The following is a 26,232-nucleotide window of genomic DNA, read 5'->3' as shown; positions in this document are numbered from 1 at the left end:
GCGGACTCGTCCGTGGGCGGGCTCGTCCAGGGGCGGGCCATCCGGTCTCGCGGGGCGGCATTCGCTCGGCGGCACTCACCCGGCGGCGGCGCGTTCGGCGAGGTATCTCGCCGATTTCAAGCCCAATCGCGGTTCGGCCCGCCGGAGCAGGGCGATCGCCTCGACGACGTCGACTCCGGCCGGCTGCTCAGCCAGGATGCCGCGCGCCCAGGCGAGAGCGGCCGGCTGGATCTCGCCGCCCGTGGGCACGGCGGCGTCGAAGATCGCGGCCAGCTCGTCGCGGGGATCCCGACGGTCGCCGAACAGGAGGCGTTCGAACTCGGGCATGTCAGAGCCCCTTCCTCGGATCGGTGATCCGGCCCGCCGCGATGACGACGACGAGAACGGCGTAGGCGATGAGGCCGAGCGCCCCGACGACGATCGCGATGACGGGGCTGAGGCCCCAGGCGACCTCCTCGTTCCGTGCGGCGCCGAGGATTCCGAGGATCAGGAGACAGCCGAATCCGAAGCCGAGGGCTCCGTTGGCCAGGTAGAGCGGCCATCGCCGCACCGGATGCCGAGGGGCCGCCCAGGATCTCGCATAGTCGCGCGGTCTGCCGAAAGCGGATTCGGGACTCTCGCCCGTGTCGGCGACGTGGCTCTCCACCTGCGCGACAGCGTCGCCGATCACCTCGCCCGGCACGTCGCGAAGCCGAAGCTCGAAGACGAGCCGATTCGTGTATCTCCGCACCTCATCGGTCATGATCTCGTCCTCCCGTCGATGACGGCGGAGCTGAGCTCGGCGAAAAGCGCCCACTGAGCCCGCTGCCGCTCCAGCCGTTGCTGCCCGTGCCCCGTCAGTGCGTAGAACTTCCGGCCGGGGCCGCCGTCGCCCCGCCGCCACTCCGAGGCCAGGGCGCCGTCCGACTCGAGCCGATTGAGCAAGGGGTAGAGGGTTCCGCCTTTGACCGCACCGAGCCCGGCCTCGTCGAGACGGGAAGCGATCAGGTAGCCGTAGCTGTCGCGCTCGGAGACGATTGAGAGGACCATCGTCTCCAGTACTCCGCGCAGCCACTCGCCCGGCCAATCAGCACTCATGGCTAGATAATATGACGGTATAGATAGTCTGTCTACCTAGTAGGGGTCGTCCGAGGATGTGAGCCGCTCGCGCGGCCGCGTTTTGCCGTATCTTGAAGGTCGGCACCGTGACGGAACCGCGGTGCTGCGACGACGAAGGGCACCGACATGGCTGGAACCATCCGCTGGGGAATCCTCGCGACGGGCGGTATCGCCCACGCGTTCGCAAGCGACCTCGTCGCGAACGGCCACACGGTCACGGCTGTCGGCTCCAGGTCGCAGCAGAGCGCGGACGCCTTCGCCGCGGAGTACGGCATCCCCAACGCCCACCCCAGCTACGAGGCCCTGGTCGCCGACCCCGAGGTCGACATCGTCTACGTCTCGACCCCCCACCCCCTCCACGCCGAGAACGCGAAGCTCGCTCTGAACGCGGGCAAGCACGTGCTCATCGAGAAGCCGATCACGATCAACGCGCGCGAGGCCCGCGAGGTCGTCGACCTCGCCGCCGAGAAGAACCTGCTCGTGCTCGAGGCCATGTGGACCCGGTTCCTGCCGCACATGGTGCGCATCCGCGAGATCATCGCCTCCGGCGCGCTCGGCGAGGTGCGTTCGATCATCGCCGACCACACCCAGAAGATCTCCGACGACCCCGCCCACCGCCTCAACGACCTCGCCCTCGGCGGCGGCGCCCTGCTCGACCTCGGCATCTACCCGATCTCGTTCAGCTCGCAGGTCTTCGGCACACCGCAGACCATCCACGCGAGCGCGAGCCTCAGGCAGACCGGCGCCGACGCGCAGGTCGCCACGATCTTCCACTACGCCGACGGCCAGATCGCCACGACCCTCTCGTCGAGCAACACCCGCGGGCCGAACACGGCGAGCGTCATCGGCACCGAGGGGCGCATCGACATCGACAGCGTCTGGTACACGGCGACGACGTTCCGGGTCTACGACGCCGAGGGTGCCGTCGTCGAGAGCTACGAGTCGACGGTCCTCGGCCGGGGGATGCAGTACCAGGCCGCCGAGGCCGAAGGCCTCATCGAGGCCGGCAGCATCGCGAGCACCATCCTCTCGCCCGAGGAGTCGGTGTCGATCATGCAGATCCTCGACACCGTCCGCGAGCAGATCGGCGTGCGCTACCCCGGCGAATGAGCCTCGGATGCCGGCCCTCCCGGGTTCCTCGGAGGCCTCGCCCAGGCGCGCGCGGGTAGGCTGTGCGGGTGCGAAATCCGGATGACGATGGGACGAGCGGCGACGTGACGGATGTCACGGCGACCCCGCGCGCAGGTTTCGGCTCCTTCTTCCGGCGGCACCCGCGCGCCTGGGCGATCGGCGGCGGCGCGCTCGTCTTCGCGCTGCTGGGCACGGGAGCGGTCGTCGCGGGAGCCGCTGCGCCCGAGCCGTCGCCGACACCCGTGGCCGCGGCATCTGCGAGCCCGACGCCGACGGCGACGACCCCGCCGCCGCGCCCCGCGCCCGCGGCGGTTCCGGCCGCGAGCCGCCTGCGCACCTGCTCGGTCGCCGACCTGGCCGCCGACCCGCGCCTCGCGGACTTCCAGGGGCAGGTCGTCAACGCGACGACCGGCGAGGTGCTCTTCGACCGTGGCGGGCAGACCCCGTCGCGCACGGCGAGCGTGCTCAAGCTCCTGACCTCGGCGGCTGCCCTGCAGGTGCTCGGCCCCGACTACCGCGCGACGACCACGGTCGTGAAGGGGGCCACGCCGGGCTCCGTCGTGTTCGTGGGCGGCGGCGACCTCACGCTCTCCCGCACTCCGAGCGGCGACGAGTCGGTCTACCCGGGCGCCGCGCACCTCGACGACCTCGCCGCGCAGGTGGAGGCCGCCTGGGAGGCCGATCCGGCCACCGCGGGCACGCCGATCACGAGCCTCGTGCTCGATTCGAGCTACTTCGCCGACCCGGCGTGGGAGCCGAGCTGGAACCGCAAGGAGCTGTTCGACGGCTACATGCCCGAGATCACCGCCCTGCAGGTCGACGGCGACCGCGACAGCCCCTACGACAGCACCTCCGAGCGCAGCGAGGACCCGGTCGGCCGGGCCGGCGAGGCCTTCGCCGACGAGCTCGGCGGGGGTCTCGACATCCAGCGCGGAACCGCGCCGGCCGGCGCCGCGGTCCTCGGGCAGGTGCAGTCCGCACCCGTGTCGACGCTCATCCAGCAGGCGCTCGTCGTCAGCGACAACACGATCGCCGAGATGCTCGCGCGGCTCACGGCCATCGTGTCGGGCGACGGCAACTCCTTCTCGGCGCTGAACAGCGCGATCCCGAAAGCCCTGCAGGCCTACGGCATCGACACGACGGGCATCGTGATCGCCGACGGCTCGGGCCTCAGCGACAACAACGCCGTGCCGCCCTCGTATCTCACGCAGCTCATGAGGAAGGTGAACGCCCGGGAGGGCACCCTCGGGGTCATCCTCGACGGCCTTCCGATCTCGGGCGAGAAGGGCTCCCTCTCGTACAGCGACCGTTTCACGGGCGCGAACTCCGACGCCGACGGCGCCGTCTGGGCGAAGACCGGCTGGATCGACACGGGCTACACGCTCGCGGGCGTCGTCTACGCGCAGGACGGCACGACGCTCACCTTCGCGGTGTACGCCCTCGGCGATGTGAGCGACGACGCCAAGCAGGCGATCGACACGATCACCACGGGCTTCTGGCGTTGCGGCGACAATCTCTCCAACAACTGAGGTCGTGATCCGGATGCCTCGGGCTCCCGAATTTAGTAAGCTGGCTGAGGAATGATCGGCCCGGCGGCGTAGGATCGCCGTACGGGCGGGATGTCGGAAGCGGACTCCGAGGCGGCGTCCGGCGAAGGGCGGAAGACCATGGCACGAGCACTCTTCATCATCGACGTGCAGAACGACTTCACCGAGGGCGGTGCTCTCGGGGTCGACGGCGGCGCGGCCGTGGCGGCCGGTGTGACCCGGCTGCTCGACGCGCACCCGCAGGCCTACGACCACGTCTTCGCCTCGCGCGACTGGCACGACGGCGACAACGACAACGGCGGCCACTTCGCGACGGGCGAGGCGCCCGACTATGTCGACACCTGGCCCGTGCACTGCGTCTCGGGCACGCCCGGCGCCGACTACCATCCGGCGCTCTCGACGAAGGACGTCGACATCCACATCCGCAAAGGCCAGGGCAAGCCCGCCTACTCGATCTACGAGGGCGTGACCCAGGACGGCGAGACCGTGCCCGAGATCATCGAGCGACTGGGCATCACCGAGATCGACGTCGTCGGCATCGCGACCGACTACTGCGTGCGGGCCTCCGCGCTCGACGCGCTCGAACAGGGCACCGAGGTGCGCGTCTTCAGCGACCTCGTGGCCGGCGTCGCCCCCGAGTCGAGCGAGGCGGCGCTGCGCGAGCTGCGGGATGCCGGGGCAGAGGTCCTGAGCTCGAACACCGCCGGGCTCTGATCGTCATGCCCGGGTCTCCCGAGCAGTCTCCGTCTCCCGAGCAGCACGGGTCTCCGGAGCGGTCCCGGCGGTTCGGCAGCCGCGTGCCGCTGTGGCTGAGGGCGCTCATCCCGGCCGTGCTCATCGTGGTCTGGCTGGGCGCCGCCGCGATCGGCGGGCCGTACTTCGGCAAGGTCGACGAGGTCTCGAGCAACGACCAGACGAGCTTCCTGCCGGCGAGCGCCGACGCCACCCGGGTGCAGGAGCTCCAGGCGGGCTTCAGCGAGAGCGATGCGATCCCCGCGATCGTGCTCGCCGTGAGGGCGGGCGGGCTCGACGACGGCGACCGCGCGTTCCTGCAGTCCGCGGCATCCGGGCTGGCGACCACGGAGGGGGTGGCCGGCGACGTCTCGCCCGTGATCGAGTCGGACGACGGCGAGGCCGCCCAGGTCTTCGTGCCGCTCGACGCGAGCGGCGAGGTCGATGCGATCGTCGGGGACATCCGCGAGCAGCTCGGCGACGGCGCCCCCGCGGGGCTCGAGGTGTACGTCACGGGTCCGGCCGGGTTCACGGCCGACCTGGTCGGCGCCTTCGCGGGCATCGACGGCATCCTGCTGCTCGTGGCGCTCGCCGCCGTGTTCGTCATCCTGATCGTCGTCTACCGCTCGCCGCTGCTGCCGGTGCTCGTGCTCGTGACCTCGCTCTTCGCCCTGTGCGCGAGCATCCTCACGGTCTGGTGGCTCGCCAAGGCGGGCATCGTGCTGCTCAACGGGCAGGTGCAGGGCATCCTCTTCATCCTCGTGATCGGGGCGGCGACCGACTACTCGCTGCTCTACGTCTCGCGCTACCGGGAGGCCCTGCGCGACAACCTGCGGCGCTGGAGCGCGAGCTGGGACGCCCTGAGGCGCTCGGCCGAGCCCATCCTGGCCTCGGGCGGCACCGTGATCGTGGGCCTGCTCTGCCTGCTGTTCAGCGACCTCAACTCGAACAAAGCCCTCGGCCCCGTCGCGGCTGTCGGCATCGTCTTCTCGCTGCTCGCCGCGCTCACCCTGCTGCCCGCCCTGCTCCTCGCCTGCGGGCGCGTCTCGTTCTGGCCGCTGCTGCCCCGCTACGGCAGCGCGCATCCCGTGCTCGTCGGCGACACCGCGCGCGGCCTGTGGCCCCGCCTCGGCCGGGGGATCGCGAGACGGCCGCGCACGATCTGGGTCGTCTGCACGCTCGCGCTCGTGGCGCTGTCGTTCGGCGTCACTCAGCTGCGGGCCGACGGGGTCGCCCAGAGCGAGCTCGTGCTCGCGGCATCCGAGGCCCGCGACGGGCAGGCCGCGCTCGGCGAGCACTTCCCGGGAGGCTCGGGCAGCCCGGCTCTCGTCGTCGCGCCCGACGACGAGCTGCAGGATGTCGCGGACGCGGCCCTCGCGAACGACGGGGTCAGCAGCGTGGCCGTCGTCTCCGCCGACTCGCCGAGCGGATCCGCCCCGGTGACCGGCGACGGCCTTCAGGCGCAGGGCCCGCCCGGAACCCCGGCGGGGCAGCCGACCGTCGTCGACGGCCGTGTGCTGCTGCAGGTGACGCTCGCGGATGCCCCGGACTCGGCGGCCGCGGAATCCGTCGTCACGCAGCTGCGCGACTCCTTCGCCGCGCTCCCCGAGGGTGATCAGATCCTCGTGGGCGGGGCGACGGCGACCGCCGTGGACTCGAACGCCGCCGCGATCCACGACCGCAACACCATCATCCCGATCGTGCTCGTGGTGATCCTGCTCATCCTCATGCTCCTGCTGCGCGCCGTGCTCGCGCCCGTGCTGCTCGTGCTGAGCGTCGTGCTGTCGTTCGGGGCGGCGCTGGGGGTCTCGGCACTCGTGTTCGACACGGTCTTCGACTTCCCGGGGGCCGACCCCTCGGTTCCGCTCTTCGGCTTCGTCTTCCTCGTGGCGCTCGGCATCGACTACAACATCTTCCTCATGACACGGGTGCGGGAGGAGTCGCTGCGCTACGGAACCCGGCCCGGCATCCTGCGCGGCCTCGCGGCGACGGGCGGGGTCATCACCTCGGCGGGGCTCGTGCTCGCGGCGACCTTCGCGGCGCTCGGGGTCATCCCGATCCTGTTCCTCGCCCAGATCGCCTTCATCGTGGCCTTCGGGGTGCTGCTCGACACCCTCGTGGTGCGCTCGCTGCTCGTGCCCGCGCTCGCCTACGACCTGGGCAGGCGTGTCTGGTGGCCGTCGAGGCTGGCGCGCACCGACGGCGGGCATGCGGGGGCGCACGCCTCGCCGGCACCGGTCGACGACGAGCATCACGGTGCGCACGCGGCATCCGGCCGTCTCACGGATCCCGGCCCGGCCGGGGCGCACGCGAGCAGCCCGAGCGAGCACTGAGCGGTCGTCGACCCATCGTCTCTCCTGACCCGAATGCAGGAGATCCTTCGAGCCCCCGACCCACATGCAGGCGATCCTCTCGTATCCCTCGTGTTCTGTCACGGAAACCACCTCTGACCACGAGATGTGCTGCATTCGGGATGCGGCGCGGGAGAGGGGGAGGCCTGGGTCCTGCACGTGGGGTGGGACAGAGGGCGGGCTGCCGCGGGCCGAGAGGACGGGCATAGAGTGAGGAGAGCGGGCCTCCGGGCGGCGGGGTGCGCGGAGGAGGAGACATGTCAGACACGTCGGAAAGCGAACTGCTCGCGCGGGTGCCGAGCTCGCTCTTCATCGGAGGGGCCTGGCGTGCCTCGTCGAGCGGGGCGACACTCGGAGTCGAAGACCCGTCGACCGGGCGCACGATCGCGACGATCGCCGACGCGACGCCGGGCGACGCGGCATCCGCCCTCGACGCCGCGGTCGCGGCATCCGCCGACTGGGCGAGCACGGCGCCCCGGCAGCGCGGCGAGATCCTGCGCGCGGCCTTCGACCTGCTGCAGAAGCGCCGCGACGACTTCGCCCTGCTCATGACGCTCGAGATGGGCAAGACCCTGGCCGAGTCGCAGGGCGAGGTGACGTACGGCGGCGAGTTCCTGCGCTGGTTCAGCGAGGAGGCGGTGCGCATAACGGGGCGCTACGGCATCAACCCCGAGGGCACGGGCCGCACCATCGTCTCCCAGCACCCGGTCGGGCCGAGCTACCTGATCACCCCCTGGAACTTCCCGCTCGCCATGGCCACCCGCAAGGTCGCTCCGGCGCTCGCGGCAGGATGCACTGTGGTGGTCAAGCCCGCGGCCCTCACGCCGCTCACCACCCTGTACTTCGCCAAGCTGCTCGACGACGTCGGTCTGCCCGCCGGTGTGCTCAACGTGCTCACGACCTCCTCGTCGAAGGAGGTGTCGGCGCCGATCCTCTCCGACCCGCGCCTGCGCAAACTGAGCTTCACCGGTTCGACCCCGGTGGGCGTCGGCCTGCTCAAACTCGCGGCCGACAACGTGCTGCGCACGAGCATGGAGCTCGGGGGCAACGCGCCCTTCGTGGTCTTCGCCGACGCCGATCTCGACAGGGCCGTCGACGGCGCGATGGCGGCGAAGTTCCGCAACGTCGGGGAGGCGTGCACGGCCGCCAACCGCTTCATCGTGCACCGCTCGATCGCCGACGAGTTCGCGACCCGCATCACCGAGCGCGTCGCCCGCCTCCGGATCGGCCGCGGCACCGAGGAGGGTGTGGGCATCGGCCCGCTCATCGACGAGGACGCGGTCGAGAAGGCCTCGCGCCTCGTGAAGGACGCGGTCGCGCGCGGCGCGAGACTCGTCGCCGGCGGCGAGCGGGTGGAGGGGGAGGGGCACTTCTTCGCGCCGACCGTGATCACGGGGGTGACGGAGGGCAGCGACATCCTGCGCGAGGAGATCTTCGGGCCGGTGGTCTCGATCGTGCCCTTCGACGACGAGGACGACGCCGTGCGGCTCGCGAACGACACCGAGTACGGCCTCGTGAGCTACGTCTACACGCGCGACCTGGCGCGCGGTCAGCGTATGATCGAACGCCTGCAGACGGGCATGATGGGGCTCAACGCCGGGGTCATCTCGAACGCGGCGGCGCCCTTCGGCGGCATCAAGCAGTCGGGGCTGGGGCGGGAGGGCGGCTTCGAGGGCATTCACGAGTACCTCTCGACCAAGTACACGATGACGCCGTCGCCGTTCGCATGACGGCGAGTCTGACGGCGGGGAGGGGCGGGCGGGATGGGTGATGCCATAACAGGCAGGGACGCCGTGATCGTCGATGTCGTTCGCACGCCGAGCGGTCGCGGCAAACGGGGTGGGATGCTCTCGCACCTGCATCCGGCCGAACTGCTCGCCGGAGTGCTGGGGCAGCTCGTCGAGCGCAACGGCCTCGACCCGGCCGCCGTCGACGACGTTCTCGGCGGTTGCGTGACACAGGCCGGCGAGCAGGGGCTCAACGTGACCCGCACGGCCCTCCTCGGCGCGGGCTTCCCCGAATCGGTTCCGGGCACGACCATCGATCGGCAGTGCGGCTCGAGCCAGCAGGCGGCGACCTTCGCGGCGCAGGGCGTGCTCGCCGGCAGTTACGACGTGGCCATCGCGTGCGGGGTGGAGTCGATGAGCCGGGTGCCGCTCGGCTCCTCCCTCATCGGGCAGGATCAGGCGGGGGAGCGGATGCACGCCCGCTACCCGGAGGGGCTCGTCGGCCAGGGCGTCTCGGCCGAGCTCATCGCCGCCCGCTGGGGCATCGACCGGGCGGAGCTCGACGAGTACTCGGCCCGCTCGCACGAACGGGCCGCCCGCGCCGCTGCCGCGGGGGCCTTCGACGGGCAGCTCGTCGCTGCGGGCGTGGGCTCGGCGGCCCCGGCCCCGAGCGACAGCGGGCGAGCGGATGTCGCGAGCCGCGGCATCCCCGTCGACGAGACGGTGCGCCCGGGCACGACCGCGGCCTCGCTCGCCGAGCTGCGACCGGCCTTCTACAGCGAGGAGCTCGCCGCCCGCTTCCCCGAGATCGACTGGCGGATCACGGCGGGCAACTCCTCGCCGCTCACCGACGGGGCCTCGGCCGCTCTCATCATGAGCGCCGAGCGTGCCCGCCGGCTCGGGCTGAGGCCGCGAGCGCGTTTCCACAGCTTCTCGGTGGTCGGCAGCGATCCCCTCCTGATGCTCACCGGGGTGATCCCCGCGACGAGGAAGGCGCTCGAACGCGCGGGTCTGGGCATCGGCGACATCGACGTCTACGAGGTCAACGAGGCGTTCGCGCCCGTGCCGATCCTCTGGCAGCGCGAGTTCGGAGCAGACCCCGAGCGGCTCAACCCGTGGGGCGGGGCGATCGCCCTCGGTCACGCCCTCGGATCCTCGGGCACCCGTCTGCTCGGAACGATGCTCGCCCACCTCGAGGCGACCGGCGGGCGGTTCGGTCTGCAGACCATGTGCGAAGGCGGCGGCATGGCCAACGCGACGATCATCGAAAGGCTGTGACGATGGAGCTCTCGGGCAGCAGCGCGCTCATCACCGGCGGCGCATCGGGCCTCGGGCTCGCGACCGCGCGGGAGCTGACCGAGGCGGGGTCGCGGGTCGTCATCCTCGACCTGCCCGGATCGCCGGGCGAGGAGCGGGCGGCCGAGCTCGGCGGGGTCTTCGTTCCCGGCGACGTGACGAGCGAGGCGGACGCGCAGGCCGCGGTGGATGCCGCGACCGCGCTCGCCCCGCTGCGAGTGGTGGTGGCGTGCGCGGGCGTCGCGACCCCGGGCAAGCTGCTCGGTCGGGGCGGGGTGCTCGGCCTCGACGAGTTCGAGCGGGTCGTCCGCGTCAACCTCGTCGGCACCCTGAACGTCGTGCGGCTCGCGGCGGCCGCCATGGTCGAGCGCACGCCGGTCGAGGGCGAGGAACGCGGTGTCATCGTCACGACCGCCTCGGTCGCGGCGTTCGACGGCCAGATCGGCCAGGTGGCGTACTCGGCGTCGAAGGGCGGGGTCGCCGCCATGACGCTGCCTCTCGCGCGGGAGCTCGCGGCGCACCTCATCCGCGTCGTGACGATCGCGCCGGGCATCTTCGAGACGCCCATGATGGCGGGGCTTCCGCAGGCGGCGCAGGACTCCCTCGCGGCGCAGGTGCCGCATCCGTCGCGACTCGGGCGCCCCGCCGAGTTCGCGGCGCTGGTGCGGCACATCGTCGACAACCCGATGCTCAACGGCGAGACGATCCGCCTCGACGGCGCCATCAGGATGCAGCCCCGCTGACCCGGCGCCTCTCCCGCCCTCCCCCTCCGTGTGTGTACTCAAAACGACGGAGATTTGCGCGGAAACGGGCCGTTTGCGGCAGAAAAGGCGCCTATTCGACAGGATCTCCGTCGTTTTGGGTTGGGTTGGGTTGGGTTGGGTTGGGTGAGCGCGGGGAGGGCGGCTACTGCGCTGAGTGGCTCTCGAGGAACTCGTAGACCTCGGAGTCGTCGACGCCGGGGAAGGTTCCCGACGGCAGCGGCGACAGGATGTGCGCGTGCAGCCTGGCGCTCGGCCACGACTGCGACGCCCAGCGTTCGGCGAGGGCGCCCGTGGGCCGTCGGCAGCAGTTCTCGTCGGGGCAGGTGGAGACCGCCCGGGTCGTCGTCTCGCGCCCGCGGAACCATTTCGCCTCGTCGAAGGGCACGCCGACGGTGATCGAGAAGTGGTCGGCCGAGGTGTGCCCGGTCTGGGTCGCGCACCAATAGGTTCCCGCAGGGGTGTCGGTGTACTGGTAGAGCTCGGTCGTGCGATTGGTGCGGGTGAAGGCCGAGCGTGCGCTCCAGTTCCGGCAGACGAACTGGCCCTCGATCGCGCCCGTGACGTCGGCGGGCAGCGGGATGCCGTCGTTCTCGTAGCCCTTGTAGAGAGCGCCGTCGCCGCCCACCCGCAGGAAGTGCATCCGGATGTCGAGGTGCGAGGTCGCGAGGTTCGTGAGCCGCAGCGAGGCCGCTTCGTGGGTGACGCCGAAGGCGTCGCGGAAATCCTCGACGGCGAGCTCGCGATCGCCCTTCGCGGTGCGCAGGAACCCGACGGCGGCGTCGCGCGGCATCAGGCACGCCGCGGCGAAGTAGTTGATCTCGAGCCGCTGGTGCAGGAACTCGGCGTAGCTGCCCGGTCGTTCGTGGCCGAGCAGCCGGTGCGCCATCGCCTGCAGAGCCATCGAGCGCAGGCCGTGCCCGCCGGGGATGGAGGCCGGCGGCAGGTAGATGCGCCCGTTCTCGAGATCGGTGACCGAACGGGCCGAGTGCGGGAGGTCGTCGGCGTAGATGAGCGAGAAGCCGAGCTGCTCGGCCATGATGCTCACCTCGCGGTGGGTGAGCGCGCCCGCGCGGTGGCCGCTCGCGCGCACCCGCTCCTCGGCGAGCTCCTCGATCTCGGGCAGGTAGTTGTCGCGTTCCCGCATCGTCTCGCGCAGCTCGGTGTTGGCCCTGCGGGCCTCCTCGGGTGTCGCGATCGCCTCGCTCGCGCGGCGGGAGAGCTCGCGGTGCAGGCCGACCACGGCCTCGAGGGCCTCGGTCGGCATCGAGCGGCCGGGTTTGATCGACGGCAGGCCGAGGGAGGCGTAGAGGCTTCCGGCCTGGGCGCGGGCGAGCTCGATCTCCAGGGCGGCGCGCGTGGACGGCGGCTGCTCGTCGAGCAGGTGCGAGAGGCTCACGCCGAGCGCGTTCGCGATCGCCTGCAGGGTCGAGACCCGGGGCTCGCGTTTGCCGTTCTCGATGAGGGAGAGCTGACTGGGTGCGACGCCGATCCGCGAGCCGAGGGCGTCGAGGGTGAGGCCGGCCGCAGCCCGGAAGTGCCGGATGCGATGGCCGAGCGTGGTCAGGTCGGTCGTGCCGGTGAGCTGCGTTGCCATTCCTTCACAATATCGAAAGAAATGAAGTTATTCACAGATCTCCTCGGATCAGATCGCGGAAAATGCGCGCAGAGTTGAATATATCCACCGATTTACCGGCCGGATCAATGGCGTACGCCCGTAGCTTCGGGCCGGCGACGACGACAGAAGAGAGAAGGGTGACCACGATGACGACCACTGAGAGGCCGACCGTGGAGGTCGCGGCATCCGCGCCGTACGCCGGTGCGCGCACGACCACCGACCCCGCCCTGCTCGCCTGGGTCGATCAGATGCAGGCCCTCGTCCAGCCCGACGCGATCGTCTGGTGCGACGGTTCGCAGCGCGAGGCGCACCTGCTCACGATGCAGCTCGTGGCGGAGGGCAAGCTCATCCGGCTCAACCCGGAGTGGCGGCCCAACAGCTTCCTCGCCCGCACCGACCCGAGCGACGTCGCTCGGGTCGAAGACCGCACCTTCATCTGCTCCGTCGACGAGGGCGACGCCGGCCCCACGAACAACTGGCGCGAGCCGTCGCAGATGCGCGCCGAGCTCGCCGAGGTCTTCGAGGGGAGCATGCGCGGCCGCACGATGTACGTCGTGCCGTTCTCGATGGGCCCGGTCGGCGGCCCGATCTCCCAGCTCGGCGTGCAGCTGACCGACTCGCCCTACGTCGTCGTGAGCCTCGGCGTGATGACCCGGATGGGCTCCGCTCCGCTCGAGCTCATCGAGGCGGGCGAGCGCTGGGTGCCGACCGTGCACAGTGTGGGCTACCCGCTCGTCGACGCCCACGGCGAACGGCGAGAGGATGTCGCGTGGCCCTGCAACCCGCAGAAGTACATCGTGCACTTCCCCGAGTCGCGCGAGGTCTGGTCGTACGGCTCCGGCTACGGCGGCAACGCGATCCTGCCGAAGAAGTCCTTCGCCCTGCGGATCGCGTCGGTCATGGCCCGCGACGAGGGCTGGCTCGCCGAGCACATGCTCACGATCAAGATCACCTCGCCCGAGGGTCGCAGCTACCACATCGCGGCCGCATTCCCCTCCGCCTGCGGGAAGACGAACCTCGCGATGATGCGTCCGGCCCTGCCGGGGTGGCGCGTCGAGACGATCGGCGACGACATCGCCTGGCTCCGGCCCGGCCCCGACGGCCGGCTCTGGGCGATCAACCCCGAGGCGGGCTTCTTCGGTGTCGCTCCCGGCACGGGGCCGGCGACCAACGAGGTCGCCGTCGAGACCCTCTGGGGCAACACGATCTTCACGAACGTCGCCCTGCGCCATGACGGCGACGTCTGGTGGGAGGGGCTCAGCGAGGTTCCTCCGGCGCACCTCGTCGACTGGCGGGGCGAGGACTGGACCCCCGACTCGGGTCGCCCCGCCGCGCACCCCAACTCGCGCTTCACCGTGAGCGCCGCCCAGTGCCCCACGATCGCCGACGACTGGGAGGCCGCCGCCGGCGTGCCGCTCGACGCGATCATCTTCGGCGGCCGACGCGCGAGCAACGTGCCGCTCGTGGTCGAGGCCCGTGACTGGCAGCACGGCGTCTTCATCGGCGCGACCCTCTCCTCGGAGAAGACGGCCGCCGCCGAGGGCCGGGTGGGGGAGCTGCGCCGCGATCCCTTCGCGATGCTGCCCTTCTGCGGATACAACATGGCCGACTACTGGGCGCACTGGCTCACGGTCGGCGCGGGCCTCGGCTCGAAGGCCCCTGCGGTGTTCCAGGTGAACTGGTTCCGCCAAGACGCGCAGGGCGGCTACCTCTGGCCGGGCTTCGGCGAGAACGCCCGGGTGCTCGAGTGGATCGTGCGCAGGGTCGAGCGCGGGGCATCCGGCTACGACACCCCGATCGGGCGGATGCCGCAGCGCTCCGAGCTCGACCTCGACGGGCTCGCGCTCGACGAGGAGGCGCTCGACGAGCTCTTCGCCGTCGACCCGCAGACCTGGGCTCAGGAGTGCGATTCGATCGAGGCCTACTTCGACACCTTCGACGGGCGGGTCCCGGCGGCGCTGCGAGCCGAGCTCGACTCGCTGCGGTACAAGCTCGCCCGGATGTGAGGCGCGCGGATGTGAGGCGCCTGGTCGAGGTCGCCGGAGCCGCTCGGTAGAGTCGGAGGATGAACCGCACGGACCGTTTCATTCCGAACGGCGTCATCCAGCTCACCGTCGACGGCTTCGTCGTGGGCTTCGAGCGGGTGCTCGGTCACCCGGTCGGGGAGGTCTGGCAGGCGCTCACGGAGCCGAGGCAGCTGCAACGCTGGCTCGGCCGGCTGGATCGCCCCTACGCCGTCGGTCGCTCCTACCGTCTCACGGGCCGCGGGCGGCTTCTCGCCTCGGGGAGCGTGCGGCGGCTCGACGCGCCGGACGGCGCCGAGAGCGCGGAGCCCTCGGAGGGCGTCGTGCACTCCGGTGCCGGCGTGCTCGAAGCGAGTTGGATCGACGAGCTCGGCGCGGCATCCATCGTGCGGTGGCGGCTCGCCCCCGTCGACGAGGGCACGACGATCCTCTCCTTCACGACGACGTCGCCGAGCGCCGAGTTCATCACCGAGGGCGGCGCGGGCTGGCAGGGCCTGCTCGACGCGCTCGACGACGTCCTCGACGACCGCGAGCCGAGCGGCGACCCTGAGCAGTGGCTCGCCCTGCGCGACGCCTATGCGCGCGAGTTCGGCTACTCGAAGAGCCTGGGGGTGCAGCTCGAGCTCGACGGCCGGCCCGCCGTGCGGTTCGAACGGCTGCTGCCGCACCGCCCCGACGAGGTCTGGAGCGCGCTCACCGATTCGCGCAGCCTGCGTCGCTGGCTGACCGACGGGGTCGTCGAGCCACGGGAGGGCGGCCGCGTCGAGCTCGACTTCAACGGGCATCCGGTGCGGGGCGAGGTGCTCGCGGCCGAGCCGAACCGCCGCCTCGACTACACCTGGCACAGCGAGGGTGTGCCCAACAGCATCGTCCGCTGGCGCATCGCGGAGCCGGTCGCGCCCGGCACCACCCTCGAGCTCACCCACCTGCTCGACCCGCAGGCCTCGGAGGAGGCCGCGCACGAGGTGCTCGCGGCCTGGCACCTGCAGCTCGACGCCCTCAGCCAGGCGATAGACGGCGCCCAGTTCGCCTTCCCCGTCGACCGCTGGGACGCCCTCTTCCGCCTCTACACTGGGGCGGACAGCTGACCGTGCCCGTCATCCCCGTCGAGGATCTCAGCGATCCCCGCCTCGCCGACTACGCCCACCAGACGGATGTCGCGTTGCGCAAGGCCCGCGGAACCCAGCACGGTCTCTACCTGGCCGAATCGGCTCTTGTGCTCGAGCGGGCTCTGCGTGCCGGCCACAGCCCGCGTTCGGTGCTCGTTCTGGGCAGCGCCGTCGACGAGGCCGTCGAGCTGCTGCGGGACCACCCGGAGGTGCCGATCTTCGTGGGGCCAGGCGAGCTGCTCGCCGAGCTCACCGGCTACATCCTGCACCGCGGCCTCGTCGCCTCGATGAACCGGCCGGAGCTTCCCGGCGTCGAAGCACTGCTCGCGCACGCTCGCCGGGTGGTCGTTCTCGAAGACGTCGCCGACCCGACCAACGTGGGTGCGATCTTCCGCTCCGTCGGCGCGATCGGGGCGGACGCCGTGCTCGTGACGCCGAGGTGCTCCGACCCGTTCTACCGCCGCGCCATCCGTGTGAGCATGGGCACCGTGCTGCAGGTGCCGTGGGGTCGCGCCGGGGAGTGGAGCGAGCTCGGGCCTCAGCTCGCGGCATCCGGTTTCGAGATCGCGGCCCTCGCGTTGACGCCGCACGCCGTCTCGTTGCGCGACTACGCCGCGCGCGCGCCCGAGCGAGTGGCCATGGTGCTCGGCGCGGAGGGGCACGGGCTCACGGAGGCCGCGATCGACGTGGCGGATGTCGCTGTGCAGATCCCGATGGCGCACGGCATCGACTCGCTCAACGTCGCCGCTGCCGCTGCCGTCGCGATGTTCGCACTCGTACGCTGAGCCCGCTGCGACCGAGCCGACCGAGCCGCGTCAGCTGAGCCGCGTCAGAACTTGTGGCCGAGCGCCTTGTCTTTGAGCGCCTCGAACTCGCCCTGCGAGATGACGCCGCGGTCGAGCAGCTCCTTGGCGCGGTGGATGTCGGATGCCGGGGTGTCGCTCGGCCGGTACGCGAGGTACTGCTCGGTGTCGTCGACCGGCCGTGGGTCGTTCCCCTGGTAGCGCTGCGCCATGGCCGTGCCGCGGACGACGAGGTACACGATGGCCGTGAGGAAGGGAATGAAGAACAGCAGCACGATCCACAGCGCCTTCCACCATCCGTTGAGGGTGTGGTCGCGGAACAGGTCGACGATGATCAGGAAGAACACGATCAGGTAGGAGACCATCACGAAGCTCCAGATCAGGAGCCAGATAACATCCCAGAAGCCCACGATGGCCATCCTCTCGTCGACCGCGACGCGCAGCGGTGTGCTGCGACTGTACCGCGCCCGGCACCCGGGCGGATAGCCCTGCCCCCGGGTGCCGGACGGCGTGCCGATCAGACGAGCAGCTGGTGCTTCGCGAGGTCGCGGTAGAGGGGCGTCGAGACGACGAGCTCGGAGTGGGTGCCGACGCCGACGACGCGGCCGTGGTCCATGACCACGATCTGGTCGCTGTCGACGACCGTCGAGAGGCGATGGGCGATCACGATGAGCGTGCGGTTCTCGGCGACCGCGTCGATCGCGACGCGCAGCAGCTGCTCGTTGAGGCCGTCGAGGCTCGAGGTCGACTCGTCGAGCAGCAGGATGGGCGGGGCCGCGAGCAGCGCGCGAGCGATCGCGAGGCGCTGGCGCTCGCCGCCCGAGAGCATGATGCCGTCTTCCCCGACGGGTGCGTCGAGCCCGTCGTCGCTGCGGGCGAGCACCTCGCCGAGGTTCACGGCGTGCAGCACCTCGATGCAGTCCGCGTCGCTCGCGTCGGGGGCGGCGAGGGTCAGATTGTCGCGCAGCGAGCCCGCGAGCACGGGGGCGTCTTGCTCGACGTAGCCGATCTGCGAACGCAGCGCCCGGCGGTCGAGGGTGCGGATGTCGATGCCGCCGAGCCGGACGACGCCCTCGTTCGGATCGTAGAACCGCTCGATGAGCGCGAGGATGGTGCTCTTGCCCGCGCCGGACGGGCCCACGAGAGCGGTGCGCTTGCCTCGGGGAGCGCTGAAGGAGATGCCGTCGAGCACGACCCGGCGAACGTCGTCGCCGTCATCCGGGTCTCCGGCGCCGCCGGCGATCTCGCCCGTCTCCGTGACGGTGATCCCGCCCTCGTGCAGACGCGGGGAGCCGTCGGCGAGGTCGGCGATCTCGGTCAGCGGGTTTCTCGCGGCCGCGGGAGTGAGCGTGATGTCGACCTCGTCGTGGGCGGGCGGGGCGGCGGCCGCATAGGCGAAGTGCACGGCCTCGAACTCGATGGCCGGGGCATCCGGGTTCACGGCCTCGTTGGCGGCGCCCACGGTCATGGCGAGCGGGGCGATGTCGCGGTCGAACTGGTCTTCGGTCGGCAGGTCGATGATCTCCTGGATGCGCCCGAGCGCGCCGAGCGCCGAGTTGACCGAGGTCACGGCGCCGAAGGCCTGGCCGAGAGGCATGATCATCATAAAGAGGAACAGGATGAAGGAGACGAGGCTCGCGATCGTGATGTCGCCGGCCGCGACCCGGAAGCCGCCGACGCCGAGCACCACGAGGAACGACACCTGCATGGCGATGCCCGCGATGGGGACGACGAGCGCGGAGATCTTGGCGACCCGGACGCCCATGCGCCACGCGCCCTGGGCCTCCTCTTCGACGACGCGCAGCTCGCGGTCGGTCGCGTTCGCCGCGCGCACGGTGCGCACGGCGCTGATCGCGCGCTCGACGCTCGCGGCCAGGTCGCCGACCTTCTGCTGCTGCTTCTGGCTCGCGACGCGGATGCGGCCGGAGAGCGCCCCGACGACGATGATCGAGACGGCGATCACGAGCACGGTCAGCCCAAGCAGCACGGGATCGATGATGAGCATCGCGACGAGCGCGCCCACGAAGACGAGCGAGCCGCCGATCGCGTCGACGAGCCCCTGGGTGAGCACGGCGTAGAGCAGGGTCGTGTCGCTTCCCACGCGGGAGACGAGGTCGCCCGTGCGGCGCTGGTCGAACTCGCTGATCGGCAGGTGGAGCATCCTCCGCACGAGCTGCCGGCGGGCGGAGAGCACAACGCTCGTGCCCGTGCGCTGCAGCAGGTAGTGCTGCACGCCGCTCACCACGCCCGAGAGCACAACGAGCCCGATGAGGGCCCAGACCAGGCCGTCGAGCATCTCACCGGCCTGCACGACGGTGATGACCTGGCTCACGAGCAGGGGCTGGCCGAGGGATGCCGCGGCGCCGATGATGCTCAGCACGACCACGACGGCGAGCACCCCCTTGTGCTCGAAGAGGTAGGGCAGCAGCTGGCGGAAGCGGGCGCGTGGCCCCTCGTCGGCGCTGGGGCGGCGGAAGAGGCGGCGTCGTGGGGTGGTGGCGTTGCTCATCGTTCTCTTTCTAGCGTGACAGCCTGAGTGAACTCGGTGGCCGCGGCTCGGTGCTCGTGCGAACGGCGGTGCGGCCCGGTCGGTGGAGGGGTGGTCGACGGGTCGCTCAACTGCGCCCGTACTTCTTGTGCACGGCCTGCCGGCTCACCCCGAGGGCGAGCGCGATGAGCTGCCACGAGGCGTTCGCGTTGCGGGCGCGGCGCACGGCGACGGCCTCGACCCGGTCGAGCTCGCGGTGCAGCTGGGAGATCGCGCGCAGGGCGACGATCGGGTCGTCGGAGCCGGCGCCCGCTGCCAGGGTGTGGATGGTTGTGCTGTCCATGTCGTCAACCATAGTTGACAACTGCACGGCCGTCAACTCAGGTTGACGCCCCACCGTCCCACATGCAGGGGTCCTGCGTGTGGGACGGCAGAGGCCGGGAGACGCCTAGGCTCGCAACTCCCGCAGAAGCACGGCGGTCGCGACCGCGGCCTGCGCCGCCTCGGCGCCCTTGTCCTCCATCGAGCCGGGAAGCCCGGCCCGGTCGAGGCCCTGCTGCTCGTCGTCGAGGGTGAGAACGCCGAAGCCGACGGGTTTGCCGGTGAGCACGGTGACCTGCGTGAGGCCGCTCGTCGCGGCATCCGAGACGTACTCGAAGTGCGGGGTGCCGCCGCGGATGATGACCCCGAGGGCCACGACGGCGTCGGCGCCCGCCTCGAGTGCGGCCTTGCTCGCGACCGGGAGCTCGAAGCTCCCCGGCACGCGCACGAGGGTGAACTCGGCGCCCGAGGCCTCGAGCGCGCGGGTCGCGCCCGCGATGAGGCCGTTCGAGATCTGCTCGTGCCAGGTTCCGGCGACGATGACGACCTTCAGGCCGTGTCCGTCGGCTGCGATGTCGGGTGAGCCCGCTCCGCTCATGAGAATGCTCCTAGTGGGTCGTGGTGTGGTGGGTCGTGTGGTGTCGTGTCGACGTGCGGATCGGAGGCGTGATCCGACTCAGTGCGCGCCGTCGTGGTCGGTGATCTGCGAGACGCTCACGTCGTCGAGCACGAGGCTGTGGCCCATCCGGTCGCGCTTGGCCTGCAGGTAGCCCTCGTTGAAGGCGCCCACGCCCACGACGAGCGGAACGCGCTCGGTCACGGCGATGCCGCGCTCGACGAGCTGCTGCTCCTTGTCGGGGTTGTTGGTGAGCAGGCGCACCGAGGAGATGCCCATGTCGTGCAGGATCGCGACGGCTGCGCCGTAGTCGCGCGCGTCGACCGGCAGGCCGAGCGCGAGGTTCGCGTCGAGGGTGTCGAGGCCGTCCTCCTGCAGCCGGTAGGCGCGCAGCTTGTTGATGAGGCCGATGCCCCGGCCTTCATGCCCGCGCAGGTATATGACGATCCCGCCGTCGCGCTGGATGGTGTCGAGCGAGGCCTGCAGCTGCGGACCGCACTCGCACTTGAGCGATCCGAATGCCTCGCCGGTCAGGCACTCCGAGTGGATGCGCACGAGGGTTCCGTTGGTGGGCTTGCCGGAGACGACCGCGAGGTGGTCGGCACCCGTCATCCGATCGCGGTAGGCGCGGAAGGTGAAGGTGCCGTGCTCGGTGGGCACGTGCGTCTCGACCTCGAAGATGACGCGCGAGGTCTCGGGCACCTCGGTGACCGCGGGCAGCTGCTCGTCGGCGTGGAACTCGCGCAGGTAGGCGATGAGCGACTCGATCGTCACGACGAGCACGCCCTCCTGCTCGCCGAGCGCGAGCAGGCCCGGCAGCCGCATCATCTCGCCGTCGTCGGCGACGATCTCGGAGATCGCGCCCACGGGGGTGAGCTGCGCGAGCTTGAGCAGGTCGACGGCGGCCTCCGTGTGGCCGGCGCGCTCGCGCACACCGCCCTCGAGGGCGCGCAGCGGCAGGATGTGCCCAGGGCGGTTGAGGCTCGACGGCGTCGAGTCCTCGCTTGCGAGCACGCGCAGGGTGTGGGCGCGGTCGGCGGCGCTGATGCCCGTCGTCAGCCGGCTCGACGCGTCGACGGACACGGTGTAGGCGGTTCCGCGCGGGTCCTGGTTGTTCGCGACCATGGGCTGCAAGTCGAGCCGGTCGGCGATGGCGTTCGTCATGGGCGCGCAGATGAAGCCGGAGGAGTGCTTGACCGTCCAGGCGATCCACTCCTGCGATGCGAGCTCCGCGGCGAGCACGACGTCGCCCTCGTTCTCGCGGCTCTCGTCGTCGACGACGATGATCGGCCGCCCGGCGCGCAGTTCGTCGAGCGCCTCGGGGATGGTTGCGATGCTCATGCCTTGCTCCCTGCTGCCGTGGTGGCTGCCGTCGTGACATCCGCGTTCACGGCCAGATGGTTGAGCGCGAGCATCCGCTCGACGTGCCGCGCCAGGATGTCGGTCTCGAGGTTGACCGCGTCGCCCACCTCGAGCGAGCCGAGCGTCGTCGCCTCGAGGGTCTCGGGGATGAGGGACACCTCGAACCACTGCCGCGCCTCGGCCGGCTCCGAGATGGAGCTGACCGTGAGCGAGACGCCGTCGATCGCGATGGAGCCCTTGTCGACGACGAGCGGGGCGAGCTCGGGGGAGAGGCTGAAGCGCAGCACGCGCCACGCCTCGCCGGGCTCGACGCTCAGCACGGTTCCCGTGCCGTCGACGTGCCCCTGCACGATGTGCCCGCCGAGCCGGTCGCCGACGAGGGCCGCGCGCTCGAGGTTCACGGCGGAGCCCTCGCACAGCGCCGCGAGGGTGCTCATGCTGAGCGTCTGGCGCATGACGTCGGCCGTGAAGCCCTCGTCGCTCTGCTCGACGACGGTCAGGCACACGCCGCTCACGGAGATGGAGTCCCCGTGCCGGGCGCCCTGCACGGCGAGCGGGCCGCGCACGGTGAGGCGTGCGGCATCCGCCGTCGTCTCGACGCGCGTGACGACGCCCTTCTCTTCGATGATTCCGGTGAACACGATCGATCAGTTCCCTTCTGCTCGCCCGAGCGGCGTCGCGACGATGAGGAGGTCGTCGCCGAGCCGTTCGAGTCGGTCGATGTGAAGTCTTCTGCCCTCGCCGATCGTGGCGACGCCGATGTCGCCGATCGCGAGACGGTCGCCGCCGAGCAGGGCCGGGGCGAGGTAGATGAGGTAGTCGTCGACGAGCCCGGCGGCGACGAAGGCGCTCGCGAGGGTCGGGCCCCCTTCGACGAACAGCCGGCGGATGCCGCGCTCCTTGAGCTCGTGCAGCGCTGCGGCGAGGTCGTGGTGGGCGAAGACGATGGCGTCGAGAGGATGCTCGTGCACCCGGGCCGTGGCGGGCACGGCGCGCTCGCCGAGAACGACGGGCACCGGCTGCTCGGGCAGCAGCCCGCCGTTCTCGTCGCGCGCGGTGAGCGCGGGGTCGTCGGCGAGCAGGGTCCCCGTTCCCACGGCGATGGCGTCGGATGCCGCACGCCGGCGGTGCACGTCGGCGCGGGCCTCCGGCCCCGTGATCCACCGGCTGGAACCGTCGGCCGCCGCCGTGCGCCCGTCGAGCGAGCTCGCCCACTTGACGGTGACGTGCGGCCGGCCGAGGCGTGCGACCTCGAGCCAGTCGGCGAGGAAGGCCTCGACCTCCTCGGCGAGCACACCGCCCGAGACGTCGATGCCGGCCTCACGCAGCCGCCGGGCCCCGCCGCCGGAGTGCTGGCCGGGGTCGGAGACGGCGTAGACGACGCGCCCGACGCCCGCGGCGATGAGCGCCTCCGAGCAGGGGCCGGTGCGGCCGGTGTGGTTGCAGGGCTCGAGGGTCACGATCGCGGTCGCGCCCCTGGCTTGGCCGGGCTGCAGCTTCGAGAGCGCGTCGACCTCGGCGTGGGCGGTGCCGGCGCCGCGGTGCCAGCCTTCGGCGAGAACGCGCCCCGCGGCATCCACGATGACGCATCCGACGCGGGGGTTCACGCCGCGGGCCGGGCCGTTGGCGGCGAGCCGCAGCGCCGCGCGCATGAGGGTCTCGTCGTCGGAGCGCCGCTCCGCCGTGCGATCCCGCGCTGCCTCGTTGGCCGTCACCGTGTGCCACCTTCGTTCGTCTGATGCGAACTCCGGGCTTGGTCGACGGCTGGCGTCATCCCGTCGCCGTGCTCGGATACGATCCGTGCACGAACGACGCGTGCTTCCTCCCATCCGGACTTTAACCGTCGGTGCTGGAGTTCCACCAGCTCAACCGCCGGGCCACTCGCGTGGCCTCAGCAGTTCGCGGACTATCACCGCCGGTTCGGACTCTCACCGACCCCGGAGCACGTTGCGTGTTACACCCTAGCTCAACGCTCTTCGACGGGCTTTATTCCACGTAACACGGCGCCCCGTTCAGAGCGCCTTTCCGCCTCACTCGACGAGCGCGCGCGCCGTGCCCTCGTCGACGATGAGGTCGGTCACGAGCCCGGCGGCGAGCACTCCGCGCAGAGCGGCCAGCTTGGAGTGACCCGAGCTCACGCACACCCGCCGGGCGACCTGTTTGAGGATGCGGAAGTCCGGCCCCGTCGCGCGCGCGTTGAGCGGGATGTCGGCGTAGGAGCCGTCGGCGCGCAGGAAGACCGTGGCGACGTCGCCCACGACCTCGCACTCCCGCATCATCCGGTAGTCGTCGTCGTCGAGGTAGCCGCCCGTGTAGACGTGGCTCGGCACCTCGGCGTAGGGGGTGCCGACACCGAAGAGCGCGACATCCATGCTCGACTGGATGTCGAGCACACGACGGGTGGAGCGCTCGCGCCACAGGGCGTCCTTGGTCGCGGGGTCGTCGAAGAACGCGGGCACCGGGAAGTGCTGCACGTAGGCTCCGTAGGCGTCGCCGAATCGGCGGAGGATCTCGCTCGCGTAGGTGATGCCGGTCGTGCGGGTGTTGCCGGCGCCGTTGAGCTGCACGATCTGGGTGTTGTGGGTGGTCTTGCTCACGAGGTGGCGGCTGATCGCCGTCATGGTCGAGCCCCAGGCGATGCCCATGGTCATGTTCGAGTCGAAGAACGAGCCGAGGATGCGCGCGGCCGAGAGCGCCACGCGTTCGAGACGGTCGACCTCGCTCGTGTGGTCGGGCACGGGCACGATGTGCGCGGCGACGTCGTAGCGGGCCCGGATCGTCTGCTGCAGATGGCTGGTCGCGTCGAGGGGGGAGCGGATCTGGATGTCGACGAGGCCGGTGTCGCGCGCATGGCTCAGCAGGCGGGAGACCGAGGATCGCGAGGTGTGCAGCTCGTGCGCGATCGCATCCATCGTGAGGTCTTGGATGTAGTACAGGTGGGCGGCGGTGAGGGCGTCGCGGGTCTTCTCTGCGTGGATGTCGGTCACGAGAGGACACCGGGCCTCGGGACCGCGCTCGAACCTCCGCGCGGCCCGGCGCTCGATGGGAGTGTGCACATATGTGCAGGGAGCTTGACCATTTGTGTATCCCTTCTCAAGATGTATTTATTCACACCGTTCGCGCGGGCGCAAGCACTCTGTTCACACAGACACGGCAGACTCGCCCCAGCGGGTGTGACGGACGAGACGAAGGTGGAGAAGTGGTTACCCAGTCGAGGAAGACCGGAGCGGCACGCGAGAACGTGCGCGGTATCGCAGACCGGCCGAACGCGCAGGTGCTCATCATCGGGGGCGGGATCAACGGGATCTCGACGTTCCGAGATCTGGCGCTGCAGGGTGTCGATGTCGTGCTCGTGGAGCGCGGCGACTACGTGTCGGGGGCCTCGTCGGCCTCGTCGCACATGATCCACGGCGGCATCCGCTATCTGGAGAACGGCGAGTTCCGGCTCGTGCGCGAGTCGGTTCAGGAGCGCAACGGCCTCCTGCGCACCGCGCCGCACTACGTCAAGCCGCTCAAGACGACGGTGCCGATCTTCTCGACCTTCTCCGGCATCGTCGCGGCGCCGCTGCGCTTCCTGACCCACAAGCAGGGCACGCCGAAGGAGCGCGGCGCCCTGCTCATCAAGACCGGCCTGACCCTCTACGACTCCTTCAGTCGAGACGGCGGCAGTGTTCCGCGCCACGAGTTCCGCGGTCGCAAGGAGTCGCTGCGCCAGCTGCCGAAGCTCAACCCCGGCATCAAGTACACCGCGACCTACTTCGACGCCTCCGTGCACGACCCCGAGCGGCTCGCCCTCGACGTGCTGCACGACGGCCTCGCGACCGGCAGCCACGCCCGCAGCGCCAACTACGTCGAGGCGATCGGCATGGGCGCCGACGGCGTGCGCCTGCGCGATCTGCTCGACGGCACCGAGTTCACGGTCACCGCGGATGTCGTGGTCAACACCTCCGGGCCCTGGACCGATCTCACCAACGACGCCCTCGGCCTCGCCACCGCCTACATGGGCGGAACGAAGGGCTCGCACATCGTGCTCGACCACCCCGAGCTGCTCGCTGCCCTCGACGGCCGTGAGCTCTTCTTCGAGCACTCGGACGGGCGCATCGTGCTCATCTACCCGCTCGCCGGGCGGGTGCTCGTCGGCACGACCGACATCGACGCCGACCCGCGAGAGCCGAGCGTGTGCACCGATGAGGAGGTCGACTACTTCTTCGACCTCATCGTGCACGTTTTCCCAGAGGTCGCGGTCGATCGCTCGCAGATCGTCTACAGCTTCTCGGGCATCCGTCCGCTGCCCAAGCACGACGACACCCAGCCGGGGTTCGTCTCCCGCGACTACAACATCGTGCCCTCGACGATCGCGTCGATGCCGGGCACGACGCTCCTCAGTCTCGTGGGTGGCAAGTGGACGACATTCCGTGCCCTCGGGGAGCACCTCGGCAACGAGGTGCTCGAGCTCCTCGGGCTCACCCGCACCGTGAGCACCGTGGGTCTCGCGATCGGCGGCGGCGTGGGCTATCCGACGACGGATGCCGCACGCCGGGTGTGGCTCGCCTCGCACTCCGACGAGATCGGCGCAGAACGCGCCCAGCAGCTGCTCGAGCGGTACGGCACGCGTGCGGAGTCCGTGATCGAGTACTCCGTCGAGCACGGCGACACGGCCCTCGAGCACAGCAGCGAGTACTCGCGCCCCGAGATCGAGTTCCTGGCCCGTACGGAGTCGGTCGTGCACCTCGTCGACCTGCTCCTGCGGCGGACGAACCTCGTCTTCCGCGGCGCCCTCACGACGGAGCTGCTCGACGAGCTCGCCGACGTGCTCGCGGGAGCGCTCGGCTGGACCCCGCAGCGGCGCGACGAGGAGGTGCGCGACTCGGTCGAGTTCCTGCGCACCGCCCACCGGGTGAGCCTCGCGGCATCCAGCGGGGAGCCGTCGCTCGCGGCTCTGACCGCCGTCGAATGATGCACGAACGTGCACTCCGAACTACTAGGAGCGCCCCGGTTCGCGCGGTAGCTTGACAACGGTTTCAGCGTGAACCGCAGGCGACACGCCTCCGCGTGCCGCCGGCATGGATAAGGGAAGAAGAGGAAGGTCAACGTGGACGATCTCGGAATTGTCTTTTTGTCGGAGCTGGTGGGCACCGCCCTCCTCGTGCTCCTGGGCTGTGGTGTGGTCGCTAATGTCGCGCTTGCTAAGACGAAGGGCTTCAATGGTGGCTTTCTTATGGTCACTATCGGGTGGGGTCTTGCGGTG

Annotated in this window: 23 protein-coding genes, 1 pseudogene and 1 riboswitch; of the genes and pseudogenes, 12 read left to right on the top strand and 12 right to left on the bottom strand. The window is 70.8% G+C overall.

The window, feature by feature from the left end:
• Nucleotides 1–75 precede the first annotated feature (75 nt).
• Genes CLV54_RS13680 through CLV54_RS13670 form a run of 3 tightly spaced genes read right to left on the bottom strand, consistent with a single transcriptional unit; the run spans nucleotide 76 to nucleotide 1,077 of the window.
• Nucleotides 76–327, bottom strand: a complete 252-nt coding sequence (locus CLV54_RS13680) for a hypothetical protein (protein WP_100345567.1) — start codon at nucleotides 325–327, stop codon at nucleotides 76–78.
• 1 nt (nucleotide 328) lies between these two features.
• Complete coding sequence (locus tag CLV54_RS13675) at nucleotides 329–742, bottom strand: hypothetical protein (protein ID WP_100345566.1); 414 nt, start codon at nucleotides 740–742, stop codon at nucleotides 329–331.
• Complete coding sequence (locus CLV54_RS13670) at nucleotides 739–1,077, bottom strand: PadR family transcriptional regulator (protein ID WP_100345565.1); 339 nt, start codon at nucleotides 1,075–1,077, stop codon at nucleotides 739–741. The genes CLV54_RS13675 and CLV54_RS13670 overlap by 4 nt, the downstream gene beginning before the upstream one ends.
• Before the next feature lie 147 nt (nucleotides 1,078–1,224).
• Between CLV54_RS13670 and CLV54_RS13665 the strand changes: the two genes are divergently transcribed.
• From CLV54_RS13665 to CLV54_RS13635, 7 genes are all read left to right on the top strand, one after another.
• Complete coding sequence (locus CLV54_RS13665; protein WP_100345564.1) at nucleotides 1,225–2,208, top strand: Gfo/Idh/MocA family protein; 984 nt, start codon at nucleotides 1,225–1,227, stop codon at nucleotides 2,206–2,208.
• Between the two features lie 68 nt (nucleotides 2,209–2,276).
• Nucleotides 2,277–3,758, top strand: coding sequence for a D-alanyl-D-alanine carboxypeptidase/D-alanyl-D-alanine endopeptidase (gene dacB / locus CLV54_RS13660; RefSeq protein WP_245861735.1), 1,482 nt, complete (start codon nucleotides 2,277–2,279; stop codon nucleotides 3,756–3,758).
• Nucleotides 3,759–3,896: 138 nt separating this feature from the next.
• Nucleotides 3,897–4,490 (top strand): isochorismatase family protein, encoded by a 594-nt coding sequence (locus tag CLV54_RS13655; RefSeq protein ID WP_100345890.1) that lies wholly within the window; start codon nucleotides 3,897–3,899, stop codon nucleotides 4,488–4,490.
• A gap of 5 nt (nucleotides 4,491–4,495) precedes the next feature.
• Entirely contained in the window at nucleotides 4,496–6,841 is a 2,346-nt protein-coding gene (locus CLV54_RS13650; RefSeq protein WP_100345562.1) for an MMPL family transporter, read from the top strand.
• 275 nt (nucleotides 6,842–7,116) lie between these two features.
• Nucleotides 7,117–8,589: an NAD-dependent succinate-semialdehyde dehydrogenase gene (locus CLV54_RS13645; RefSeq protein ID WP_100345561.1), complete on the top strand. Its 1,473-nt coding sequence runs from the start codon at nucleotides 7,117–7,119 to the stop codon at nucleotides 8,587–8,589.
• 33 nt (nucleotides 8,590–8,622) lie between these two features.
• A complete protein-coding gene (locus CLV54_RS13640) occupies nucleotides 8,623–9,864 on the top strand; it encodes a thiolase family protein (protein ID WP_211294557.1) in 1,242 nt (413 codons plus the stop codon).
• 2 nt (nucleotides 9,865–9,866) lie between these two features.
• Nucleotides 9,867–10,625, top strand: coding sequence for an SDR family NAD(P)-dependent oxidoreductase (locus tag CLV54_RS13635; RefSeq protein WP_100345560.1), 759 nt, complete (start codon nucleotides 9,867–9,869; stop codon nucleotides 10,623–10,625).
• Between the two features lie 163 nt (nucleotides 10,626–10,788).
• Here CLV54_RS13635 and CLV54_RS13630 read toward each other — a convergent pair whose 3' ends face one another.
• Complete coding sequence (locus CLV54_RS13630) at nucleotides 10,789–12,240, bottom strand: helix-turn-helix domain-containing protein (protein WP_100345559.1); 1,452 nt, start codon at nucleotides 12,238–12,240, stop codon at nucleotides 10,789–10,791.
• A 167-nt stretch (nucleotides 12,241–12,407) separates the two neighbouring features.
• On the opposite strand from CLV54_RS13630, the gene CLV54_RS13625 reads away from it, so the two are divergent.
• From CLV54_RS13625 to CLV54_RS13615, 3 genes are read left to right on the top strand one after another with little or no spacing between them, the layout of a single operon-like run.
• Complete coding sequence (locus tag CLV54_RS13625; protein ID WP_245861734.1) at nucleotides 12,408–14,267, top strand: phosphoenolpyruvate carboxykinase (GTP); 1,860 nt, start codon at nucleotides 12,408–12,410, stop codon at nucleotides 14,265–14,267.
• 59 nt (nucleotides 14,268–14,326) lie between these two features.
• On the top strand, nucleotides 14,327–15,373 hold the full coding sequence (locus tag CLV54_RS13620) for an SRPBCC domain-containing protein (protein ID WP_100345557.1): 1,047 nt from the start codon (nucleotides 14,327–14,329) through the stop codon (nucleotides 15,371–15,373).
• Between the two features lie 2 nt (nucleotides 15,374–15,375).
• On the top strand, nucleotides 15,376–16,179 hold the full coding sequence (locus tag CLV54_RS13615) for a TrmH family RNA methyltransferase (RefSeq protein ID WP_100345556.1): 804 nt from the start codon (nucleotides 15,376–15,378) through the stop codon (nucleotides 16,177–16,179).
• Between the two features lie 44 nt (nucleotides 16,180–16,223).
• Here CLV54_RS13615 and CLV54_RS13610 read toward each other — a convergent pair whose 3' ends face one another.
• The 8 genes from CLV54_RS13610 to CLV54_RS13575 form a co-directional block, all read right to left on the bottom strand.
• On the bottom strand, nucleotides 16,224–16,607 hold the full coding sequence (locus tag CLV54_RS13610) for an SHOCT domain-containing protein (protein ID WP_245861733.1): 384 nt from the start codon (nucleotides 16,605–16,607) through the stop codon (nucleotides 16,224–16,226).
• Between the two features lie 107 nt (nucleotides 16,608–16,714).
• Complete coding sequence (locus CLV54_RS13605) at nucleotides 16,715–18,706, bottom strand: ABC transporter ATP-binding protein (protein WP_100345554.1); 1,992 nt, start codon at nucleotides 18,704–18,706, stop codon at nucleotides 16,715–16,717.
• Between the two features lie 106 nt (nucleotides 18,707–18,812).
• The gene (locus CLV54_RS13600) at nucleotides 18,813–19,028 is read right to left on the bottom strand and encodes a hypothetical protein (protein WP_100345553.1); all 216 of its coding nucleotides are present in this window, start codon (nucleotides 19,026–19,028) and stop codon (nucleotides 18,813–18,815) included.
• A 105-nt stretch (nucleotides 19,029–19,133) separates the two neighbouring features.
• A complete protein-coding gene (gene ribH / locus CLV54_RS13595; RefSeq protein WP_100345552.1) occupies nucleotides 19,134–19,604 on the bottom strand; it encodes a 6,7-dimethyl-8-ribityllumazine synthase in 471 nt (156 codons plus the stop codon).
• A 78-nt stretch (nucleotides 19,605–19,682) separates the two neighbouring features.
• Nucleotides 19,683–20,963: a GTP cyclohydrolase II gene (gene ribA, locus CLV54_RS13590; RefSeq protein WP_100345551.1), complete on the bottom strand. Its 1,281-nt coding sequence runs from the start codon at nucleotides 20,961–20,963 to the stop codon at nucleotides 19,683–19,685.
• On the bottom strand, nucleotides 20,960–21,625 hold the full coding sequence (locus tag CLV54_RS13585) for a riboflavin synthase (RefSeq protein ID WP_100345550.1): 666 nt from the start codon (nucleotides 21,623–21,625) through the stop codon (nucleotides 20,960–20,962). Before CLV54_RS13585 ends, ribA begins: the two co-directional genes overlap by 4 nt.
• 6 nt (nucleotides 21,626–21,631) lie before the next feature.
• The gene (gene ribD / locus CLV54_RS13580) at nucleotides 21,632–22,636 is read right to left on the bottom strand and encodes a bifunctional diaminohydroxyphosphoribosylaminopyrimidine deaminase/5-amino-6-(5-phosphoribosylamino)uracil reductase RibD (protein ID WP_100345888.1); all 1,005 of its coding nucleotides are present in this window, start codon (nucleotides 22,634–22,636) and stop codon (nucleotides 21,632–21,634) included.
• A 160-nt stretch (nucleotides 22,637–22,796) separates the two neighbouring features.
• A riboswitch (FMN riboswitch) is annotated at nucleotides 22,797–22,933 on the bottom strand.
• A gap of 81 nt (nucleotides 22,934–23,014) precedes the next feature.
• Nucleotides 23,015–23,896 carry a sugar-binding transcriptional regulator gene (locus CLV54_RS13575; protein ID WP_100345887.1) on the bottom strand — a complete coding sequence of 294 codons (882 nt, stop codon included), beginning with the start codon at nucleotides 23,894–23,896 and terminating at the stop codon, nucleotides 23,015–23,017.
• Nucleotides 23,897–24,183: 287 nt separating this feature from the next.
• On the opposite strand from CLV54_RS13575, the gene CLV54_RS13570 reads away from it, so the two are divergent.
• The gene (locus CLV54_RS13570) at nucleotides 24,184–25,941 is read left to right on the top strand and encodes a glycerol-3-phosphate dehydrogenase/oxidase (RefSeq protein ID WP_245861732.1); all 1,758 of its coding nucleotides are present in this window, start codon (nucleotides 24,184–24,186) and stop codon (nucleotides 25,939–25,941) included.
• 135 nt (nucleotides 25,942–26,076) lie between these two features.
• Nucleotides 26,077–26,232, top strand: a pseudogene (locus CLV54_RS17975) (aquaporin family protein); the annotation flags it as partial.

Origin of the sequence: Compostimonas suwonensis (assembly GCF_002797855.1) — a bacterium.
Lineage (GTDB): Bacteria > Actinomycetota > Actinomycetes > Actinomycetales > Microbacteriaceae > Compostimonas > Compostimonas suwonensis.
Note: the sequence above shows the minus strand (reverse complement) of the source record. Positions and strands in the feature narration are given on the sequence as shown.